We start from the raw sequence: 20,133 nt of genomic DNA, 5'->3' as shown, positions 1-20,133 counted from the left end.
CTCAGAGCACCTCCGGAGCGAGCGAGATGATGCGCATGAACTTCTTCTCCCGCAGCTCACGGCCGACGGGGCCGAAGATGCGGGTGCCACGCGGGTCACCATCGTTCTTGAGGATCACGGCGGCGTTCTCGTCGAACTTGATGTAGGACCCGTCCGGACGACGGCGCTCCTTCACCGTGCGGACGATGACCGCCTTGACGACGTCGCCCTTCTTGACGTTGCCGCCGGGGATCGCGTCCTTGACCGTGGCGACGATCGTGTCGCCGATGCCGGCGTAGCGCCGACCCGAGCCGCCGAGCACACGGATGCACAAGATCTCCTTGGCACCGGTGTTGTCGGCGACCTTGAGTCGCGACTCCTGCTGAATCATCGCTTGTCTCCTACTTGGCCTTCTCGAGGATCTCCACGACCCGCCAGCGCTTGGTCGCCGACAGCGGACGCGTCTCCGCGAGGAGGACGCGGTCGCCGACGCCGGCCGTGTTGGCCTCGTCGTGAGCCTTGAGCTTGATGTTGCGGCGCATCACCTTGCCGTACAGCGGGTGCTTGATACGGTCCTCGATGCTGACCACGACGGTCTTGTCCATCTTGTCGCTCACCACGTAGCCCTCGCGGACCTTGCGGGTGGAACGCTCGCTCACGGTCGTTTCCTTCTTGTCGCTCATGCCTTCGTCTCGACTTCCTCGATGATGCCGAGCTCACGCTCACGGATCACGGTGTAGATGCGGGCGATCTCGCGACGCACGGTGCGGAGGCGGGCCGTGTTGTCGAGCTGGCCGGTGGCGTTCTGGAAGCGCAGGTTGAACAGCTCCTCCTTGGCCTCCGTCAGCTTCGCCGACAGCTCATCGGCGCTGAGACCGCGCAGCTCTGCGGCTGTCGTCTTCGACATCACAGGTCTCCTGTCTCTCGGCTGATGAAGCGAGCCTTCATCGGCAGCTTGTGGATGGCGCGGCGCATCGCCTCGCGGGCGACCTCCTCGGACACGCCCGACAGCTCGAACATGACGCGTCCGGGCTTGACGTTCGCGACCCACCACTCCGGCGAGCCCTTACCCGAACCCATGCGGGTCTCGGCGGGCTTCTTGGTCAGCGGGCGATCGGGGTAGATGTTGATCCACACCTTGCCGCCACGCTTGATGTGACGGGTCATGGCGATACGCGCCGACTCGATCTGGCGGTTCGTCACGTAGTGGCCCTCGACGGCCTGGATGCCGTACTCACCGAACGCGAGCTCCGTGCCGCCCTTGGCCATGCCACGCCGCTTGGGGTGATGCTGCTTGCGGTACTTGACCCTGCGGGGCATCAACATCAGTTCGTCCCTCCCTGGGGAGCCGCAGCCTCGGCCGGAGCCGACGCGGCAGCGTCCTGAGTGGCGGGGGCCTGCTGACCGGCGCCACGGGCCGGACGGCGGTTGCCGCCACCACGGCCCGGACGACGGCTGCCCGGAGCGGCCGCGCGCTTGGCCGCCTCGGCCTCACGCTCGGCGCGGGTGCCGGCGACCTCGCCCTTGTAGATCCAGACCTTCACGCCGATGCGGCCGAAGGTCGTCTTGGCCTCGTAGAAGCCGTAGTCGACGTCCGCGCGGAGGGTGTGCAGGGGCACGCGGCCCTCGCGGTAGAACTCCGAACGGCTCATCTCGGCGCCACCGAGGCGGCCCGAGCACTGAATACGGATGCCCTTGGCACCGGCACGCATCGTCGTCTGCATCGCCTTGCGCATGGCGCGGCGGAACTGCACACGGCCGCTGAGCTGCTCGGCGACGCCCTGGGCGACCAGCTGCGCGTCCATCTCGGGCTGCTTGACCTCGAGGATGTTCAGCTGGACCTGCTTGCCCGTGAGCTTCTCGAGATCGCCGCGGATGCGGTCGGCTTCGGCGCCGCGGCGTCCGATGACGATGCCCGGGCGCGCGGTGTGGATGTCGACGCGGACGCGGTCACGCGTGCGCTCGATCTCGACCTTGCTGATGCCGGCACGGTCCATGCCCTTGGTCAGCATCCGGCGGATCTTGACGTCCTCGCCCACATAGCTGGAGTACAGCTTGTCGGCGTACCAACGGCTCTTGTGATCCGTGGAGATGCCCAGTCGGAACCCGTGCGGGTTGATCTTCTGTCCCACTAGCGGTTCCCGCCCTTCGTGGTAGTAACGGAGTCGCTCGGCTGGACCACGACCGTGAGGTGGCTGGTGCGCTTGAGGATGCGGTTGGCCGCACCCTTGGCGCGCGGACGCCAACGCTTCATGGTCGGGCCTTCGTCGACCGTGACCGTGGTCACGACGAGGTCGGAACGATCGAGACCCTCGGTGGTCTCGGCGTTCGCGACGGCCGACTCGACGAGCTTGTAGAAGTTCTCGGCCACGGCCTGCGGCGCGAACCGCAAGGTGGCGAGCGCGTCCTCGACGTTCGCACCACGCACCAGGTTCGCCACGCGGCGAGCCTTCTGCGGGGTCACCCGCACGAAGCGAGCCACGGCGAACGCGCCGGGTGCGTCGCCCAGCAGCCGCTCACGGCGAGCGCTGACGTTGTCGCGAGTTGCTGCACTCATCGCCTCTTCGCCTTTCGGTCGTCCTTCTCATGGCCACGGAACGTGCGGGTCGGGGCGAACTCGCCCAGCTTGTGACCCACCATCGAGTCGGTGATGAACACCGGGACGTGCTTGCGGCCGTCGTGCACGGCGATCGTGTGTCCGATGAAGGACGGCAGGATCATCGAGCGGCGCGACCAGGTCTTGATCACGTTGTGGGTACCGGCCTCGTTCTGCGCGTCCACCTTCTTGGCCAGGTGGTCGTCGACGAACGGACCCTTCTTGAGACTGCGCGGCATGTGTCAGGTCCTTCCTTACCGCTTGCCGGACTTGCGTCGGCGGACGATCATCTGGTCGCTGGCCTTGCGCTTGCGCGTCCGGCCCTCCGGCTTGCCCCACGGCGAGACCGGGTGACGGCCACCGGAGGTCTTGCCCTCGCCACCGCCGTGCGGGTGGTCGATCGGGTTCATCGCGACACCGCGGACGGTCGGGCGCTTGCCCTTCCAGCGGTTGCGGCCCGCCTTGCCCCAGTTGATGTTGGACTGCTCGGAGTTGCCCACCTCGCCGATGCTGGCGCGGCAGCGGACGTCGACGTACCGCATCTCACCCGAGGGCAGACGCAGCTGCGCGCGGTTGCCCTCACGGGCGACGAGCTGCACGCGAGCGCCGGCCGAGCGGCCCAGCTTGGCTCCGCCGCCGGGGCGCAGCTCGATCGCGTGGATGACCGTGCCGACCGGGATGTTGCGCAGCGGCAGGTTGTTGCCCGGCTTGATGTCGGCCTGCGGACCGGCCTCGACGGACATGCCCTGGCGCAGACCCTCCGGCGCGATGATGTAGCGCTTCTCGCCGTCGGCGTAGTGCAGCAGCGCGATGCGCGCGGTGCGGTTGGGGTCGTACTCGATGTGCGCGACCTTGGCCGGCACGCCGTCCTTGTCGTAGCGACGGAAGTCGATGATCCGGTACGCGCGCTTGTGACCGCCGCCCTGGTGACGGGTCGTGATGCGGCCCTGGTTGTTGCGGCCGCCCTTCTTGGGCAGCGGCTCGAGCAGCGACTTCTCGGGCGTCGTGCGGGTGATCTCGGCGAAGTCGGCCACGCTCGAGCCACGACGGCCCGGGGTGGTCGGCTTGTACTTGCGAATAGCCATGAGTCTTGGTCCTCGTCTCAGCTCGGGCTCGAGAAGATGTCGATGCTCTGACCGGGCGCCACACTGACGATCGCGCGCTTGACGTCCTTGCGCTTGCCGATGCCGTTGCGGGTGCGGCGGGTCTTGCCCTTGCGGTTGATCGTGTTCACCGACGTGACCTTGACGCCGAAGATCTCCTCGACGGCGATCTTGATCTGCGTCTTGTTCGCGTCGGGGTGAACGACGAACGTGTACTTGTTGTCGTCGAGCAGGTTGTAGCTCTTCTCGCTCACAACCGGCGCGATGATGACGTCACGCGCGTGCGAGTGCAGGGTGCTCATCAGTTGCTCTCCTCCTGAGCCGGGCTGAACCCGGCGGCTTCGGCGGACTCGGCGGTGTCGAACCAGACTTCGGGCGTGACGGCGTCGTAGCCCTCGGCACCCGGCGCGACGTACGTCTTGTCGGCTGCACCCTTGATCTCGTGGCCCTTGGGAGCGTTGCCGCTCGCCAGCGGGGCCTTCGAGCCCGGGCCGTACGGCTGGGTCTTGGTGGCGCCCTTCGGAGCCTCGGCGGCCTCCTCGGCGGGAGCGGCCTTGGCCTTGGCCTTGGGGGCGGCCTTCGGCTGCGCGGCCGGAGCCGGAGCCTCGGTGGCCAGCTCACTCAGCTTGAGCGTGGCGACGCCCTCGGCCGAACGAGCGGCGACGAACGCGTCGTACGCGGCCTTGGTGAACACCACGTCGTCGGACAGCAGCACGTCGTACGTGTTGAGCTGGTCGAACTCGATGAGGGCGATCGCCTCGGCGTTCCGCAGGCTCTTGACCGTGACGGCGTCCCCGCGGTCGACGACGACCAGCACGCGCGGACGAGCGGTGAGCTCGCGGAGCGCGGCGAGCGCGGCCTTGGTGGACGGCGCGTCACCGGCGACGAGCGACTCCACGACGTGGAGACGACCGCTGCGGGCACGATCGGAGAGGGCACCGCGCAGGGCGGCGGCCTTCATCTTCTTGTTGGTGCGCTGGTCGTACTTGCGCGGCGTCGGGCCGTGGACGGTGCCACCGCCGGCGAACTGCGGAGCGCGGATCGAGCCCTGACGGGCGCGGCCGGTGCCCTTCTGGCGGTACGGCTTCTTGCCGCCGCCGGCGACCTCGCCGCGCGTCTTGGTGTCGTGCGTGCCCTGGCGGGCGGCAGCGAGCTGCGCGGTGACGACCTGGTGGATGAGAGGGACGTTCACCTGCACGTCGAAGATGTCGACGGGAAGATCGACGTCAAGCGTCTTCGCCATGTTCAGGCTCCCTTCGCGGCGTTGCGGATGACGACGAGTGCGCCCTTGGGGCCCGGGACGGCGCCCTTGACGAGGACGACTCCCTTCTCGACGTCGACCGAGTGGACGGTGAGGTTCTGGGTGGTCACCGTGTCGGTGCCCATGTGACCTGCCATGCGCAGACCCTTGAACACGCGACCGGGGGTGGCGCAGCCGCCGATCGACCCCGGCTTGCGGTGGTTGCGATGGGCGCCGTGCGAGGCCGAGACACCGGCGAAGCCGTGACGCTTCATGACGCCGGCGAAGCCCTTGCCCTTGCTGGTGGCGGTGACGTCGACCTTGTCGCCGGCGGCGAAGATCTCCGGAGTGATCTCCTGGCCGAGCGTGTAGTCGCCGATCGCCTCGGTGCGGATCTCGACCACGTGGCGGCGCGGCGTGACGCCGGCCTTCGCGAAGTGGCCGGCCTGCGGCTTGTTGACCTTACGGCCGTCGATCTCGCCGAAACCGATCTGGACGGCGCTGTAGCCGTCGGTCTCGCGCGTACGGATCTGCGTGACGACGTTGGTGTCGGCGCTGAGCACCGTGACGGGGACGATGCGGCCGTCGGCATCCCACACCTGGGTCATGCCGATCTTGCGGCCCAGGAGGCCGCGTGCGGTGGCAGTGCTGCTCATAGCGTGCGTTCTCCCTACGTCAGAGCTTGATCTCGATGTCGACGCCGGCCGGGAGATCGAGACGCATGAGCGAGTCGACGGTCTTCGGCGTCGGGTCGATGATGTCGATGAGCCGCTTGTGGGTACGCATCTCGAAGTGCTCGCGGCTGTCCTTGTACTTGTGCGGCGAACGGATCACGCAGAACACGTTCTTCTCCGTGGGCAGCGGCACAGGGCCGGCCACCTTCGCGCCGGTGCGGGTCACGGTGTCGACGATCTTCTTCGCCGACGAGTCGATGACCTCGTGGTCGTAGGCCTTGAGCCGGATACGGATTTTCTGTCCCGCCATGCTCTTGCTCGTCCTTTACGTTCGTCTTCGCTTCACTCGCCCCCGGCTGGGAGGAGTTCCGTTGCTCTCCTCCGTCCCCCGAGGTCGGGCGTGTCGCGCCGCTCCCGCGCGCAGATGTCACACACTTCTCGAGTTAGGTGGTTGGACCGGCGCCGCCCCCTGACGGGTTCGGCTCGCCGGACAAGCAGGGTCTCGGGTCCGACGCCCGCACTGGGGTCAGGCGTGAGATTCCTGAGCGCAGACGTCACCGCGACCTTGCCGAGGCAACTTCACTATCTTGACAGACGCATGGGGGCGAACACAAATCGGGCCCCTACGTGCGTTCGGTCACTCCCCCGTCGAGAACTCGCGGGTGCGCGGCGAAAGCGCCCGTTCGCCTCGCCGAGTGGTGCAGATGCGCACGCGAGCGGGGCACATTCGTCACCGGCGAGGCTTCGTCGTCGCGAATCTGCACCACTCGCGGATCGTGACGCGACCTCGTGCGGTGCGCGGGTCAGTCGACGTCGAGGTCCACGAGGTCGCCGGGGGCGAGGCCGAGGGCGCGCTCGATGTCGGCGGGCGACGTCTCCTCCAGATAGCTGCAGATCTGGGTCGTCATCTCGCGCCAGTACCCGCGCAGCGTGGACTCGGACAAGAACAGCTTGCGGCTCAGCTGGGCGTAGGTGAGACCGCGCGCCCGTCCGACGAGCACCTCGCGTTGCCGGGGCCCGATGAAGCTGAGGCTGCGGCGCCGGCTCAGGACGTCGAGGAGCCCGAGGACCCGCGGCGGCGCGACGAGCTCCCCCGCCGCGACATCGCGGAAGGCCTGCCCCGCCGCCTCGAGGGTGGACGCCTTCGACACCATCCCGCGCGCACCGGCCATGAGGCACGACGCGAGGACGAAGGGCCGCTCCTCCTGGGTGTAGAGGCACACCCGGTATCCGGCCCGCGCTATGGCGCGGACCGCCGCGACGCCCTGCCGGACCTCGGGCTGCCCGGCATTCACGAGGTGGAGGTCGAGGATCACCAGGTCGTGCTGCGGCAGCCGCGCGGCCAACAGCTCCTCGACCGCGGCGAAGCTGCCGACCGGCTCCAAGCCGGGCAACAGATCGAGCAGCGAGTTCCGGATCACGGTCGAGTCGTCGACGACCACCGCGCGGACCGTCACGTGCCGCCTCCCGACATGCTCACGCTGGTTCCGAGGCCAGGGGCGGCGTCCACCTCGACGGTGATGCCGTGGCGCGCGAGCGAGGCGACCACGACCTCTCCGAGGCCCACCCCGAAACGAGCGGGTTCGGGCTGGAAACCGCGGCCGTCGTCGGTCACGGTGATCGTCCAGCCCGCGCCGCTCTCCTCGACGTGCACCACGACGTGCTGCGCCTCGGCGTGGAGGCGCACGTTCAACAGCAGGCTCTGCAGTGCGGCGGTCAGGGCGGCGGCGGGCTCGGGACCGATACGCAGATTCGTGGCGGCGTCGGCGACGGTCTCGAGCGGTAGGTCCTCGAATCCCCGGCCGCCGCGCTCGACGACCTGCGCGAGAGTGGCGCCGTCGTGGTCCTCGACGACCGTCTTCAGCTCACCGCGAAGGTACGCCCGCATCCGGTTCGCCTCCTCGCGGGCCTGCCGCCGAAGGCCGCCGCGCCACTCGTCCGCTGCCGAATCCGTGCCGGCACGAACGGCCGAACGATGCTGCTGCTCGTCGGCCAGCAGCCCCAACAGTGCGACCCCGTTGTGCAACGAGGTACGCGCTCGTCGCAACTCGTCCTCACGCGCGACCTGCGCTGCCCACTCCCGTGCGGCCGCGGCCTCCTCCGCCATCCGCCGCGACCACAACGCGGCGGTGCGGACGAGCGCCGCCAGCACGAAGAAGGTCACGATGTTGCTCGTGATCGAGAAGCGCAGGTCGGTGATGGCGAGCGGGTGGAGATGGACCAGGAGCGATCCGACGACCGCGATGAGCGCACCGAACCACAGACGGGTGTGCGCGACGGTGCACGCGGACAGCAGGGCACCGAGCGCGTAGCCGGGAAGAAAGCCGGACCACGTCCCGAGTCGGTCGTCCGCGGGCACGATGGCGGCTCCCGTCACGACGAGCGCGACCGTCAGCGCGATGTCCGCTCGCACCCACCGCGCGCCGGGCGGTCGGCGCCTGAAGCAGGCGTGCGCTGCTGTGGCGATCGACGCGGACGCTGCGAGGCCCCAACAGACGACGTACAGCGCGGGTCGCGGGGAGACGTCGATGCCGTGCGCGAGGCTGGGGATCATCTGCGCGATCACGCCGAGCCGCAGACCCGCGATGAGCAGCGCGAGGACCATGTCGGCGTCGCGTACCGGGTCCTCACCACGACCCCGGCCGCGCAGCCAGTCATGCCAGATCCGAGCGCACTGACGCAGCTTGTCAGTCCCCATCGTCACAAGCATTGATGGTAAAGGTCTCGCTCCTGATCATCGAATCCACGGTTTCGTGGGGTACCGCGCGGTGGGGCGGACCGGCAAGGTGGACTGCGCCGTGGCACGACCCCGCCGTGGCCCGTTCACCCGTCTTTTCGAAGGATCTCGCCCTGATGCGTACGCGTAGTGCCCTCACCGCCCTGGCGGCTGCCTCCGTCCTCTTGCTTTCCGCCTGCGGTGGTGGCGACGAGGAGCCGAGCGCGGAGCCCACCCCGTCGGCCGAGGAGACCACCGCCGAGCCGACCGAAGAGCCGGCCGGTGAGCAGCAGGAGCTCGAGGTCGACGAGACGATCACCGATGACGTCATGGGCCACACCATCACGGTCATGAAGCTCATCCGCGACTTCGACGCTCCGGACAACCGCAACATTCCCGAGCGGGGTGGCGAGTGGGTCCTCGTGGAGGTCGACACTCAGGCCGGCGACAAGTTCTCCGGTGGCATCCAGGGCGGCTTCCGTCTCGTCGACGCCGACGGCAACCTCGCCGGGCCGGCCACGACGATCCTGGACAATGCGATGGCCGAGGCCGGCCTGACCCCCTGGGAGGGCGTCAGCGCCGGTGAGCAAGGCACGGGCTGGATCGCCTTCCAGGTCAACAACCGTTCCGACGCCTACCAGCTGGAGTACAAGCGCGGCGCGGCGAGCGTCATCGGCAGCGACGAGCAGATCGACGAGCAGATCTGGACGGTCGACCTGCCGACTGCCTGACGCAGACTTCCGCCCGCGGGCGGGACGCGACGACGGTGGCCGAACTCTCGGGGGGTTGGGCCACCGTCGTCGTTGTGTCAGTGGTGGACGTGCGCCTCGGTGTCGGCGTGGCCACGCGGCTCGATCTGCAAGGTCGAGTGTTCGACGTCGAAGTGCTCGGCGAGGCAGCCGTGGAGCCGTCCGAGAATCACCTGGGCGTCGGTCATGTCGACGACGGCGTCGTCGACCACGATGTGCGCACTCATCACCGGCATGCCCGAGGTGATCGTCCAGACGTGGAGGTCGTGCACGTCGACGACCCCGTCGGCCCCCATCAGGTGGTCACGCAGCTCGGCCAGGTCGACGTCGCGGGGTGCCGATTCCAGCAGCACCTCCCCCACCTCTCGCAACAAGGTGACCGCCCGCGGGACGATGAGTGCCGCGATGACGAGCGAGGCGATGGGATCTGCCTGGTTCCAGCCGGTCAGGACGATGACCGCCGCCGACACCAGCACGGCCACCGAGCCGAGCGCGTCGCCGAGCACCTCCAGATACGCTCCTCGGACGTTGAGGTTCTGGGTGGCGCCGTCTCGTAGGAGCATGAGCGCCACGACGTTGGCGGCCAGACCCACCGCGCCCGCCGCGAGCACCAAGCCGCCGTCGATCGCCACGGGCTCGGTGAGCCGGCGGACGGCGCCGATGACGATGGCGACGCACAGCCCGAGCAGGATGAGACCGTTCGCGCCGGCCGCGAGAACCTCGGCGCGGTGGAACCCGTACGAGGAACGGACGTCACGGCCTCCCCCGCGCTGGCCGACGGTGATCGCGATGAGCGCCATGGCGACGCCGACCGCATCGGTCAGCACGTGCCCTGCGTCGGCGAAGAGGGCGAGGCTGCCGGTGAGCGCGGCCACCACGAGCTGGACCACGAAGACCACCAGCGCGATGCCGAGGACGAGCGCCAGGCGGCCCCGGTGCTGCACGCCCGTGCCGTGGCGGTGTCCGTGACCCATGCGAATAAGGCTAGATGCTCGTTGCGTAATTCACGACCACGCGTCCCACCAAGAGGACGCCACTGAGAACCGTTCGCGTAGCGCCGAGCGGTGAGTGCACACGCACCCGCGGCCAGAGCGGTGAGTGAGTACGCGTGCGCGGCCGCTCAGTGCGGGATAACTCACCGCCCACGCCGAGCGGTGACTGAGCACGCACCCGCGGTCAGGGCGGTGAGTGCGTACGCACGCGCGGCCAGAGCGGTGAGTGAGTACGCACGCGCGGCCAGCCGGTGCGGGATAACTCACCGCCCACGCGAGTTCAGCCGGTGAGCTGCGACGCCGGCTGTCCGGAGACGACCCCGGCCGAACGGACGTGCTCGACGCCCTCGACCTCGCGATACGACAGGACCGGCACATGCGGCACGATCGCCCCGACGAGCCGACGGACCGCCGCCCTCACCTGCGGGGCGCAGACGAGGACCGGACGGGCGCCGCGGTTCTCCACCGCTGATACGACCTGTCCGAGTTCGGCGAACACCCGCTGCAGGAGGTCGGGGTCGAGCGCGATGACCGTTCCGCTCTCGGCTTGACGCGAGGCCTCCAGCATCCGCTGCTCCAGCAACGGATCGAAGGTGATCGCTTCCAGCACTCCCCCGACCGCGTACGGGTGCGCGATCGCCATGCCGAGTTCGGCACGGCACGCCTCGACGAGCGCATCGGTGTCCTTGGTGTCGCGCGCCCGCAGCGACATGGCCTCGAAAATCCGCACCAGGTCACGAATCGCCACCTTCTCCTGCAGCAGCCCCTGGAGCACCCGCTGCACTTCCCCGAGCGACAGCTGACCGGTCAGTTCCTCGATGACCACCGGGTGCGTGCGCTTGACCACGTCGGTCAGCACCTGCACGTCCTGGCGGTCCAGCAGGCGCGCGGCATGCCGGGTCACGATCTCGGACAGATGCGTGGTGATGACCGAGGCGCGGTCCACGACCGTCGCACCGGCGAGCTCGGCCTGCGCGGCGAGCTGGATCGGCACCCACTTGGCGTCGAGCCCGAAAACGGGCTCCCGCCCGGCCGTTCCGGGCAGGTCGTCGAGATGGTCGCCGATCGCCAGCACGGTCCCTGGCGGCGCCTGCCCGCGCGCGACCTCGACGCCGAACAACCGGATCGCGTACGTCTGCGGCGGAAGCTCCACGTTGTCGCGTGTGCGCACCGGCGGGACGACGATGCCGATCTCGCCCGCGATCTTGCGACGCAGACCCTTGACCCGCACGAGCAGGTCGCCCCCGCTGGTCGCATCGACGAGATCGACCAGATCGGCCGACAGCTCCAAGCCGAGGGGATCGACCCGGACGTCCTCGATGAGGGATTCGGGGGTGTCGGCCGCGGGTGGCAGTGCCGCCGTGCTCTCGTCGGGAAGGTCCTCGTCCTGGCCCGACGACGGGACTCGCGTGGACGCGAGCAGCATCGCACCGCCGGCGATGATGAACGGCAGTTTCGGGAGGCCGGGGATGAGACAGAGCGCGAGCGCAGCGCCTCCGGCCACCTGCAAGGGCGTCCGGTTGGCGGTGATCTGCCGCATGATGTCGGTGCCCATGTCCTCGTCGGCCGTCGACCGGGTCACGACGAGGCCGGTGGCGACCGAGAGCAGCAGCGCCGGGATCTGCGACACCAGTCCGTCGCCGACGGTCAGCAGGCTGTACGTCTCCACCGCCTCGCCGAACGACATCCCCTTCTGCGCCACACCGATGGCGAACCCGCCGATCAGGTTGACGACGGTGATGATGATGGCCGCGATCGCATCGCCCTTGACGAATTTCGAGGCACCGTCCATCGCCCCGTAGAAATCGGCCTCGGCGTGCACCTCCGCGCGCCGCCGCCGCGCCTCGTCCTCGTCGATGAGGCCGGAATTGAGATCGGCGTCGATCGCCATCTGCTTACCCGGCATCGCGTCGAGTGTGAAGCGAGCACCCACCTCGGCGACCCGCCCGGCGCCGTTGGTGATCACGACGAACTGGATGACGAGGAGGATCAGGAAGACGATGAGCCCGACGATGAGCGAACCGCCGACGACGAAGTGCCCGAACGTGTCGATGACTTTTCCGGCGTAGCCGTCGAGCAGCACCAACCGGGTCGCGCTCACGTTGAGCGCCAGCCGGAACAGCGTGAGGACGAGCAGCACCGCCGGGAACGCGGCGAAGTCCAGGGGCCGGCGCACGAACATCGCGACGAGTAGCACGAGCAGCGCCCCGGTGATGTTCAGCGCGATCAGCAAGTCGAGGATGACCGTCGGCAGCGGCACCACGAGCATCACGACGATGAGCACGATGCCCACGGGGATGCCCAGCTGCATGATGCGTTTGGAGGTCACGCGACGTCCCTACTCTTCGTCGTGTCGTGCCGTCCTGGCTGGTCGACGCACCGTCCTGGTGCCGTCATGGGCTCCATCGGCAGGTCCTCACCCGACCTGAGCGACGCGCCGGTGCCGGCCGCGCCGCACGACCGGCAGCGGGGAGTCGGCCGACCTCGGCGAGGCGACGAAGCCGCCACGCACACCGCGCGTGCGACGGCTGATGACGAAGGCGAGCACCTCGGCGACGGCCGCGAACAGCTCCGCCGGGATCTGCTGACCGGCCTCCGTCGACCGGAAGATCGCCCGCGCGAGCGGCACGTCCTCGACGATCGGTACGTCATGCTCGGACGCGATGCCGCGAATCCGGCTCGCCACCGCACCCGCCCCTCGGGCGACGACCCGCGGCGCCCCCTGCTCCGGGTCGTATCGCAAGGCCACCGCGACGTGCGTCGGGTTGGCGAGGACGACATCGGAATTCGGTACCTCGGCGATCATCCGGTTTCGTGAGACGGCGATCTGGCGGCCGCGAATCGCGCTCTTGAGGTGCGGGTCGCCCTCGGTCTGCTTCGTCTCCTGCTTGACCTCGTGCTTGGTCATCCGGGTCTGCTTGCCGACGCGGTGACGCTGCATCGCGTAGTCGGCGATGGCCAACACGAGACCGGCGAGCGCCACCGAACGCAGGAGTGCGAGGGAGTGATCGGTCGCGACGGCCACCGAGGCGTCGACCGGAACCAACCCACCGAGCAGCGGCAGCATCTCCACGACCGCGCGGTACACCAGGACACCGACGACGAGGCTCTTGAGCAGCATCTTCGCGCCCTCCCACCACGCCTGGGGCCCGAAGATCCGCTTCGCACCCTGGACCGGATTGAGCTTCTTCGCCGAGGGCTTGATGAGCTTCGTCGCGAGGTACAGCCCGCCCTGAGCGAGCGCCGCGGCGACCCCGAACACCATGATGATGAGGCTCAGTATCAGCAGCGCGACGAAGGTATGGACCGCCGCCTCCTCCCCGAACCGCAACGCATCGGCGGTGGAGGGGTCCTCGGCGAGCCGGCCGGCGGCGGTCATGAGCTCACGAAGCGCGTCGATCTCCCAGCCGATCAGCCACGGCCCGGCGAACACGAGGATCACGAGCGTCCCCCACGCACCCAGCTCGGGGGTGCGCGGAACCTGCCCCTCCTTGCGCGACTCCTTACGCCGCTTGGGAGTCGGTTTCTCGGTCTTCTCCTCCTTCACCCGGTCTCACCTCCCGTACCGCCGGCGATGGTGGCCATGGCCTCGAGTGCGAGTTCGGCCAGACGCGCCACGGCGTCGGAGAGCGCGGGGAAGGTCAGCCCCACGAGCAGCAACGTGAGACCGATCTTCGCCGGGAACATGACCGTGATGGCGTTGAGCTGCGGAGCGACCTTGGTCAGCAGCGCCAGACCGAGGTCGGCCACGAACAGCACCGCGATGAGCGGAAGGGCGATCTGCACGGCCGTGACGAAGAACAGCCGGAAGGCGGTCAGCAGCGGGTCCGGAGCCGCGTCGACCTCGAACGGCTCGCCGACCGGCAGCAACTCGAAGGTCCGCATGAGTCCCCCGAGGATGAGCAGATGGGCCCCGGTGGCGAACAGCAGGACCGTCGCGAGCATCTGATGGAACTTGCCGAACACCGTGTTCATCTGCATCATCAGCGGGTCGAAGGCCTGCGCGAGCGCGAGTCCGCCGAACTGGTCGATCATCGCGCCTGCCGTCGTGATCGCGGCGAACAGCAGCATCGTCACGAACCCGAGCAGCAGGCCGATGAGGACCTGGCTCACGATCGCCCCGATGACGGCGGCGTCGGAGGTCGGTGGCGCCTGCGTCATGACCGTGGGCGCGACGAGGAGCGACAACCCGCAGGCGAGGATGACCTTGGCCATCATCGGGAACGCCCGGGTCGAGAACGGCGGAACGATCACGAACCAGGCGACGAGTCGGACGGTGGCGAGCAGGTACATCAGCAGCGCCCCCGCGTCGAGGGTCACGGACCCCCCGCGAGGAAGGTCGGGATCGCCTCGAACAGCTCGACCGTGAAGTTGACCATGGTGTGGAGCATCCAGTTCCCGCACAGCAGCAGTGCCACACCCACCCCGAGAAGCTTCGGCACGAACGCGAGCGTGAACTCCTGGATCTGCGTCATGGACTGGACAACCGAGATGGCGAACCCGATCACCAGCGAGGTGACGAGGATCGGCGCGGAGAGCTTGAGCGCGACGATCATCGTCTGCGTGGCGATCGAGATGACGGTGGTGTCGGTCATGTGCCTACCCCGAGTAACTCGTCATGACCGAGGTGATGATGAGGCTCCAGCCGTCGACGAGCACGAACAGCAGCAGCTTGAACGGCAGCGAGACCATGACGGGAGGCATCATCATCATGCCGAGCGCCATCAGCGCGCCGCTGACCACGATGTCGATCACCAGGAACGGCACGAAGATGACGAAGCCGATGATGAACGCCTGCTTGAGTTCGCTGAGCATGAACGCCGGGATGAGGATCGTGGTGGCCACCTCGGTGCGGCTCTCGGGGATCTCCCGCCCGGACACGTCCGACAGCAACTGCAACTCGGACTCGCCGGTGTGCGCGAGCATGAACGACCGCAACGGCTCGAGCCCCGCGTCCCACGCCTCCTGCGGGGCGAGGTCCCCGGCCAGATAGGGCTGCAAGCCGGCGTCGTTGATCTGGGAGAGGACCGGCGCCATGACGAAGATGCTGAGGAACAGCGCCAGCCCGGCCAGCACCTGATTGGGCGGGATCTGCTGCAACCCCAGCGCGTTGCGCGTGAGGCCCAGCACCACGACGATCTTGGTGAATGCCGTACAGGACAGCAGGATCGCCGGCAGGAGCGAGAGCAGCGTCAGCAGCAACAGGAACGTGACCGAGGTGCTCGGCGCAGCGGTCGGATCACCAAGGTCGATCGAGATGCCCGGTCCCTGGGGCCCGTCCGGTCCGACCGGCTCGAAGGGCAGCATGGCCCACCGCGCCGCCACCGCGTTCACGACGCGCTCCGCCCCCGCGCCGCCTCGAGAGCCTGCTGCCAGGTCTGCTTGGAGAGCAGTGAACCCTGCAGCGGCGTGGCGGCGGGGGGCGCCGCATGCGCGCCGCCACGGCGCGCGGCGAGCTCGATCGGCTCGACGGGTTCGGCATCGGGCCAGTCCCCGCCGTCGAGTTCGGTGAGCAACTGCACCGAGTGCTCGGTCGCCCCTACCACCAGCATCCGCTCCCCCACGGCGACCACGGCCACGCTGGAGCCGCGGGAGAGCGACTGACGGGCCAGCACACGCACCGGGGCGTCTGTGCGCCCGGCGAAGCGCCGCGAGCCCCAGCGCGTGACGAGGAGCAGCAGCCCGATGACGATCGCCAACGAGGCGACCAGGCGCAGCGTCAGCTCAAGCATCAGTGGGCCGCCGACGGATCCAGGATCTCGGTGATCCGCAGGGCGTAGTCCTCGTCCACCACGACGACCTCACCGCGCGCGATGAGCCGGCCGTTGACGAGCAGGTCCGCCGGGCTTCCGGCGGCGCGGTCGAGTTCGACCACCGCCCCAGGGGCGAGGGAGAGCAAATCGCGCACCGGCATCCGCGTGCGTCCGATCTCGACGGTCACGTCCATGACGACGCCGTGCAGCATCTCGATGCCACGTGCGGGCGCCGACGCGGGCGCCTCCGGCGACGGTTGCGGCGTCGGCGCGGCGCCACCCAGTCCGGCCGACGGAACGACGAGCGCCGCGGTGACGGCATGGCCGCCGAGCAGGATCGTGACGGCGAGATCGGCGATCAGCCCCGGCAGCTCCTCGACGAGGACGTCGCGAGCCGCTCCGGCCGTGCCGCCGAGATGGGCGGCCACCGCGTCGAACGAGGGTTGGAGGGCAGCGGCCAGCGACAAGGTTCCGAGGGGGCTGGTGGCCAGGGCGTGCACGAGTTCGTCCCCGGCGCACAGCGCGACCACGCGCCCGTCACCGAGATCGGCGACCGCTGCTCCGGCGAAGCCGGCCAGCTGAACGCCGTCCTCGCTTCCGAGTACGCGGACGTCCTCGCTGGCGGGGATGTGCCGGGCGGCAGCCTCGCCCAGGTCGCGCACCAGCGCGGTGTCGACGGCAGTCGTCATGAGTTCGTCTCCTTCACGGGGGTGGCGACGACGAGCGCCGCGAGTCGGGGGCCGGACGCGCCCGGCGTGGCGCGGGCGAAGACCTCACCGTCCACGCACACTTCGAGCGGAGCCGCCGACGGGTGGTGCATCCGAACGAGCGTGCCGGGCCGGAAGTCGGCGATCTCGGCGGGTGTGAACGTGGTGGGTCGCAGCCGCACGGCGGCCTCCACGGGAACGCTCGCGAAGCGCTCGCGCAAGGCGGCGGCCGATCGTTCCCGGGAGCGCCGCTCGCTCTCCGACGTGGCCGAGGGAGCCGTCGCACGCGCAAGGTGCGGGTGGAGCCCGGCGTACGGCAGGCCGATGGTGGCATCGAGTTCCTCACCGGCCAGCCGCATCGCGAGGCGCACGATGACCATGACGTCGGACGCGCCCGCGACCTGCGCGAGCTGCGGACTGTGCTCGTAGCCAGTCGCCCGCGGGATGACATCGACGCTGTCGGCGAGCGAGTAGCGCATCTCGGCGAGCAGCCGGTCCATGAGCTCATTCATGACCGCGATCTCGATCTCGGTCAGCGCGCGTTGAGGTTGCTGATCGCTCCCGTGCCCGCCCAGCATGTGGTCGATCGCGGTCATGACGCCGTACATCGGCAGCTGGACGATGCCCCGTCCGGCGATCGGTTCCGCCGAGAAGATGCCGAGGTAGGTCAGCGGCTCGAGCGAGTCGACGTACTCGCCGTAGGTCTGCTGGGTGATCTGCACGAGGTGGACGTCGCACACCGTCCGCAACAGCGACGTGAAGACGGTCGAGGCCTGGCGGGCGAACCCTTCGAAGGCCAGATGGAGCTGCCGGGCGTCCTCACGCGAGAGTTGGATGGGGCGCCGGAAGTCGTACGAGATCGGCTCGCGGCCGCGGACGCGGCGACTGCCGGGGCGTGCCCCGCTCTCGGGCGCGGTCGAAGGGATCACGAACGAGGCATCGGCCGATGCGGGCGATACCTGAGCAGAACGGTTCGTCGGACTTACTCACTGCATGACGAACTCCGTGAAGTACACGCCCATGACCTGGTCGTCGTACAGCTCGGCGAGCCGGTCCACGAGACGCTCCTTGAGCGCCTCGCGCTGCGTGGCGTCGGTCAGCTCCGCGACGCTGCGGCCGCTGAACATCGTGATCGCCGCATCGAGCGCCTTGCTGCCCTCCAGGTCCGTCGCTTCCTCGGTGGTCTGCACGGCGAGTCCGAGCTTGAGGTAATGTCCGGCGGCCAGATTGACTTGGATCGGCTCGAGCGTCACGACCTCGCCGGGGACCGGGCCCTCCGGCGCGTTCGAACGGTCCAGATAGAGGTACCCGGCCACGGCCACGATCGCCAGGACGGCAGCGAGGACGACCCATCGACGCCGCGAGGAGCCGGTGTCGGCGGCGGCCTCGGGCTGCGGGGGGATCGCGGTCACGCTCATGGTTGGACGACCTCCTGATCGGGCCCGAGACGGTCGCGCGCTGCTTCCTGGAGCAGGGCGGTCACCTCGGGCGGTTGCGTGGACAGCACGACGATGTCGACGCGCTTGTTGATGTCCTGCGATCCCGGTTCGTCCACCGGTCGCAAGGGCTTGGTGTTGCCATGGCCGCCGGCCGACAGCCGGTCCGGCGCGATGCTCCACCGTTCGTCGAGGTACCGAACGACGGTCACTGCGCGCGCCGACGACAGGTCCCAGTCGGTCGCGTAGAACGCCGGTGAGACCGGGACCTGGTTGGTGTGCCCGTCGATCGTGAGCGGCTCCTCGATGCGCGCCAGGACCGGCGCGACGGCGTCGACGACCTGCCGGCCGCGATCGCTGAGCGTCGCCACATCGTTCTCGAACACGACGTGCCGCGAGACCAGGCTGACCACCAGTCCGCGATGGTCGATCGTCATCTCGATGTCCTCGGAGACCCCCGCGCGTTCGGTGGCGTGGCGGATCTCCTCGGCGATGCTGGTGAGCCGGTCCGCCTCGTTCTCGGCCTCCGCGGCGAGTCGGGAACGCCGCTGCTGCAATGCCGCTTCCACGGCCTTCTCCAGTTGGGGGTCGCTGATCTGCTCAGCCCCGTCGAGCGGGTGCGGCGCCGCGATGCTGGTGCTACCGGTGTCCTCGTGGACGGCCGAGCGCCCCTGCATCACCGCTGACGTCTGGCCGAAGCTGTCGGCAAGCCCGTCACGCAGCGCCGCATACTTCTGCTCGTCGATCTGGCTCATCGCGAACAGCACGATGAACAGCGCCATGAGCACGGTGATCATATCCGAGTAGCTGACCAGCCAGCGCTCGTTGCCCTCTTCTGCTTCGGCCTCGTCGAGGCGGCGTCGGCGGGCCATGTCACGCCGCCTCCGACTCGACTCGCAGCAAGGTGTTGAGCCGTTGCGCGATGATCCGGGGGTTCGATCCGGCCTGAATCGCGACGACCCCCTCGACGACGACCTCCATCCGTTCACCTTCCAGTTCGCTCAACCGGCGCAGCCGCGCGGCGATCGGGAGCCAGATGATGTTGGCCGAGAGCACGCCCCACAGGGTCGCGAGGAAGGCGGCCGCGATGGAGTGTCCGAGCTTCTCGGGATCGGCGAGGTTCTCCAGCACGTGGACGAGGCTCATGACCGTTCCGATGATGCCGATCGTGGGGGCGTATCCGCCGGCGTCGGCGAAGAACTTGGCCCGCTGACGGTCCTGGACGCGCTTCGCGTCGATCTCGGCTTCCATGAGCTCGCGGAGCTCTTCGGGATCGGTCCCGTCGATCGCGAGCCGTAGGCCCTTAACGAGGAACGGGTCGTCGACCGTGGCAAGGTCCTCCTCGATCGCGAGCAGTCCGTCGCGCCGCGCGCGTTCGGCCAGCTGGACGACCGTGGGGACGACGTCGTCGGTCTGCGGCGCGCGTCCGCGGAAGGCACGTTGCAGCGACCGCGGCACCTGTCGCAGATCGCCGAGGGTGCCGCCGGCGATGGTCACGGCGATCGTGACACCGAAGACCAGCAGCATCGGCGGCAGCAGGACGAGGCTGGACAGGCTCCCGCCTTCCAGCGCGTTGACGATGACGAGAATCAGTGCACCGGCGGCGATGCCGATCAACGTCGCGGGATCCACGTCAGGACCTCCGCGTCCCCTCGGGGCCCGGGAGGGCGGCGGCCAGGTCGGTGACGGTAGCCAGCGTGCTGCGGGACTGCCCTTCGTCGGCGCGCGAGGCGCTCGCGACGATGAGCCGGGTCCGGTGTTCGCGGACGGCCTCGACGACCTGCGCGACACTCTCGGCGACGACGTACTTCTTGCCGTCGACGAGGCAGATGACGGTATCGGGCGAACTCTCGACTCGTTCGATGAGATCGGAGTTCAGCACGAACTGCGAACCCGAAAGCCGCGTCAACGTGATCATCTGCACCGTCCTTGCGCATTGCTCGAGGGACCGTCCGTGGTCCCCGTCACCGATCCCATCGGCACTTTGATCCCCGACCTGAGCCCTTCAGTCCCCGATCTGGCGAACCCGCCGTAGGCGTCGAGTAGCGACCGCCCTTCGATACGCCGCTCGTTCCTCGCGGCTACTCAGGAACCGGAACGAGCCGCCATGGAGCCGTGGCAATGAGGGCGTAGCCGCCACGGAGCGAGACCACTCAGCCAACGTGGTCTCGCTATTGCCTGCGCGGAG

At 68.9% G+C, this 20,133-nt stretch carries 28 protein-coding genes; 1 reads left to right on the top strand and 27 read right to left on the bottom strand.

The annotated features are described in order from the left end of the window. Nucleotide 1 precedes the first annotated feature (1 nt). From rplN to D9V41_RS05270, 14 genes are all read right to left on the bottom strand, one after another. A complete protein-coding gene (gene rplN / locus D9V41_RS05335) occupies nt 2-370 on the bottom strand; it encodes a 50S ribosomal protein L14 (protein WP_121793505.1) in 369 nt (122 codons plus the stop codon). A 10-nt stretch (nt 371-380) separates the two neighbouring features. Next, a complete protein-coding gene (gene rpsQ / locus D9V41_RS05330) occupies nt 381-662 on the bottom strand; it encodes a 30S ribosomal protein S17 (protein ID WP_121793504.1) in 282 nt (93 codons plus the stop codon). Then, complete coding sequence (rpmC, locus tag D9V41_RS05325; protein ID WP_208006754.1) at nt 659-886, bottom strand: 50S ribosomal protein L29; 228 nt, start codon at nt 884-886, stop codon at nt 659-661. Before rpmC ends, rpsQ begins: the two co-directional genes overlap by 4 nt. Continuing rightward, a complete protein-coding gene (gene rplP / locus D9V41_RS05320; protein ID WP_121793502.1) occupies nt 886-1,305 on the bottom strand; it encodes a 50S ribosomal protein L16 in 420 nt (139 codons plus the stop codon). The genes rpmC and rplP overlap by 1 nt, the downstream gene beginning before the upstream one ends. Further along, the gene (gene rpsC / locus D9V41_RS05315) at nt 1,305-2,111 is read right to left on the bottom strand and encodes a 30S ribosomal protein S3 (RefSeq protein WP_121793501.1); all 807 of its coding nucleotides are present in this window, start codon (nt 2,109-2,111) and stop codon (nt 1,305-1,307) included. The genes rplP and rpsC overlap by 1 nt, the downstream gene beginning before the upstream one ends. Further along, nucleotides 2,111-2,536 carry a 50S ribosomal protein L22 gene (rplV, locus tag D9V41_RS05310; protein WP_121793500.1) on the bottom strand — a complete coding sequence of 142 codons (426 nt, stop codon included), beginning with the start codon at nt 2,534-2,536 and terminating at the stop codon, nt 2,111-2,113. The genes rpsC and rplV overlap by 1 nt, the downstream gene beginning before the upstream one ends. Beyond that, nucleotides 2,533-2,814 (bottom strand): 30S ribosomal protein S19, encoded by a 282-nt coding sequence (gene rpsS, locus D9V41_RS05305; RefSeq protein ID WP_121793499.1) that lies wholly within the window; start codon nt 2,812-2,814, stop codon nt 2,533-2,535. The genes rplV and rpsS overlap by 4 nt, the downstream gene beginning before the upstream one ends. A gap of 15 nt (nt 2,815-2,829) precedes the next feature. Next, nucleotides 2,830-3,660, bottom strand: coding sequence for a 50S ribosomal protein L2 (gene rplB / locus D9V41_RS05300; protein WP_121793498.1), 831 nt, complete (start codon nt 3,658-3,660; stop codon nt 2,830-2,832). 17 nt (nt 3,661-3,677) lie between these two features. Then, nucleotides 3,678-3,980 carry a 50S ribosomal protein L23 gene (gene rplW, locus D9V41_RS05295; RefSeq protein ID WP_121793497.1) on the bottom strand — a complete coding sequence of 101 codons (303 nt, stop codon included), beginning with the start codon at nt 3,978-3,980 and terminating at the stop codon, nt 3,678-3,680. Then, a complete protein-coding gene (gene rplD / locus D9V41_RS05290) occupies nt 3,980-4,927 on the bottom strand; it encodes a 50S ribosomal protein L4, sunset domain variant (protein ID WP_424922788.1) in 948 nt (315 codons plus the stop codon). Before rplD ends, rplW begins: the two co-directional genes overlap by 1 nt. Further along, complete coding sequence (gene rplC, locus D9V41_RS05285; protein ID WP_121793495.1) at nt 4,924-5,574, bottom strand: 50S ribosomal protein L3; 651 nt, start codon at nt 5,572-5,574, stop codon at nt 4,924-4,926. Before rplC ends, rplD begins: the two co-directional genes overlap by 4 nt. A gap of 19 nt (nt 5,575-5,593) precedes the next feature. Further along, nucleotides 5,594-5,902, bottom strand: coding sequence for a 30S ribosomal protein S10 (gene rpsJ, locus D9V41_RS05280; RefSeq protein WP_087624403.1), 309 nt, complete (start codon nt 5,900-5,902; stop codon nt 5,594-5,596). Nucleotides 5,903-6,395: 493 nt separating this feature from the next. Beyond that, nucleotides 6,396-7,049 (bottom strand): helix-turn-helix domain-containing protein, encoded by a 654-nt coding sequence (locus tag D9V41_RS05275; RefSeq protein ID WP_121793494.1) that lies wholly within the window; start codon nt 7,047-7,049, stop codon nt 6,396-6,398. Further along, nucleotides 7,046-8,290 (bottom strand): ATP-binding protein, encoded by a 1,245-nt coding sequence (locus D9V41_RS05270; protein ID WP_208006753.1) that lies wholly within the window; start codon nt 8,288-8,290, stop codon nt 7,046-7,048. The genes D9V41_RS05275 and D9V41_RS05270 overlap by 4 nt, the downstream gene beginning before the upstream one ends. 155 nt (nt 8,291-8,445) lie before the next feature. On the opposite strand from D9V41_RS05270, the gene D9V41_RS05265 reads away from it, so the two are divergent. After that, nucleotides 8,446-9,039, top strand: a complete 594-nt coding sequence (locus D9V41_RS05265; protein ID WP_121793492.1) for a DUF4352 domain-containing protein — start codon at nt 8,446-8,448, stop codon at nt 9,037-9,039. Nucleotides 9,040-9,116: 77 nt separating this feature from the next. Here D9V41_RS05265 and D9V41_RS05260 read toward each other — a convergent pair whose 3' ends face one another. The 13 genes from D9V41_RS05260 to D9V41_RS05200 all read right to left on the bottom strand — a co-directional run bounded on the left by D9V41_RS05260 (nt 9,117) and on the right by D9V41_RS05200 (nt 19,863). Continuing rightward, complete coding sequence (locus D9V41_RS05260) at nt 9,117-10,031, bottom strand: cation diffusion facilitator family transporter (protein WP_121793491.1); 915 nt, start codon at nt 10,029-10,031, stop codon at nt 9,117-9,119. 298 nt (nt 10,032-10,329) lie between these two features. Beyond that, on the bottom strand, nt 10,330-12,378 hold the full coding sequence (flhA, locus tag D9V41_RS05255) for a flagellar biosynthesis protein FlhA (RefSeq protein WP_208006752.1): 2,049 nt from the start codon (nt 12,376-12,378) through the stop codon (nt 10,330-10,332). A gap of 87 nt (nt 12,379-12,465) precedes the next feature. After that, nucleotides 12,466-13,596, bottom strand: coding sequence for an EscU/YscU/HrcU family type III secretion system export apparatus switch protein (locus D9V41_RS05250; protein WP_121793490.1), 1,131 nt, complete (start codon nt 13,594-13,596; stop codon nt 12,466-12,468). After that, nucleotides 13,593-14,369: a flagellar biosynthetic protein FliR gene (locus D9V41_RS05245; protein WP_243697160.1), complete on the bottom strand. Its 777-nt coding sequence runs from the start codon at nt 14,367-14,369 to the stop codon at nt 13,593-13,595. Before D9V41_RS05245 ends, D9V41_RS05250 begins: the two co-directional genes overlap by 4 nt. After that, nucleotides 14,366-14,644, bottom strand: coding sequence for a flagellar biosynthetic protein FliQ (locus D9V41_RS05240; RefSeq protein WP_121793489.1), 279 nt, complete (start codon nt 14,642-14,644; stop codon nt 14,366-14,368). Before D9V41_RS05240 ends, D9V41_RS05245 begins: the two co-directional genes overlap by 4 nt. A 4-nt stretch (nt 14,645-14,648) precedes the next feature. Then, nucleotides 14,649-15,383, bottom strand: a complete 735-nt coding sequence (fliP, locus tag D9V41_RS05235) for a flagellar type III secretion system pore protein FliP (RefSeq protein WP_243697159.1) — start codon at nt 15,381-15,383, stop codon at nt 14,649-14,651. After that, a complete protein-coding gene (locus D9V41_RS05230; RefSeq protein WP_121793488.1) occupies nt 15,380-15,781 on the bottom strand; it encodes a FliO/MopB family protein in 402 nt (133 codons plus the stop codon). Before D9V41_RS05230 ends, fliP begins: the two co-directional genes overlap by 4 nt. Then, nucleotides 15,781-16,491, bottom strand: a complete 711-nt coding sequence (gene fliN, locus D9V41_RS05225) for a flagellar motor switch protein FliN (protein WP_121793487.1) — start codon at nt 16,489-16,491, stop codon at nt 15,781-15,783. The genes D9V41_RS05230 and fliN overlap by 1 nt, the downstream gene beginning before the upstream one ends. Next, entirely contained in the window at nt 16,488-17,438 is a 951-nt protein-coding gene (locus D9V41_RS05220; protein ID WP_121793486.1) for a flagellar motor switch protein FliM, read from the bottom strand. The genes fliN and D9V41_RS05220 overlap by 4 nt, the downstream gene beginning before the upstream one ends. 57 nt (nt 17,439-17,495) lie before the next feature. Further along, on the bottom strand, nt 17,496-17,927 hold the full coding sequence (locus D9V41_RS05215) for a flagellar basal body-associated FliL family protein (protein WP_121793485.1): 432 nt from the start codon (nt 17,925-17,927) through the stop codon (nt 17,496-17,498). Beyond that, complete coding sequence (locus D9V41_RS05210; protein WP_121793484.1) at nt 17,924-18,817, bottom strand: flagellar motor protein MotB; 894 nt, start codon at nt 18,815-18,817, stop codon at nt 17,924-17,926. Before D9V41_RS05210 ends, D9V41_RS05215 begins: the two co-directional genes overlap by 4 nt. Before the next feature lies 1 nt (nt 18,818). Next, nucleotides 18,819-19,577, bottom strand: a complete 759-nt coding sequence (locus D9V41_RS05205; protein ID WP_121793483.1) for a motility protein A — start codon at nt 19,575-19,577, stop codon at nt 18,819-18,821. Nucleotide 19,578: 1 nt separating this feature from the next. Next, complete coding sequence (locus D9V41_RS05200) at nt 19,579-19,863, bottom strand: flagellar FlbD family protein (RefSeq protein WP_121793482.1); 285 nt, start codon at nt 19,861-19,863, stop codon at nt 19,579-19,581. Nucleotides 19,864-20,133 lie beyond the last annotated feature (270 nt).

It is taken from the genome of Aeromicrobium phragmitis (assembly GCF_003674095.1).
In the GTDB taxonomy this organism is placed as follows: Bacteria; Actinomycetota; Actinomycetes; order Propionibacteriales; family Nocardioidaceae; genus Aeromicrobium; species Aeromicrobium phragmitis.
The sequence above is the reverse complement of the archived record's forward strand: the minus strand, read 5'-3'. Positions and strand labels throughout refer to the sequence as shown.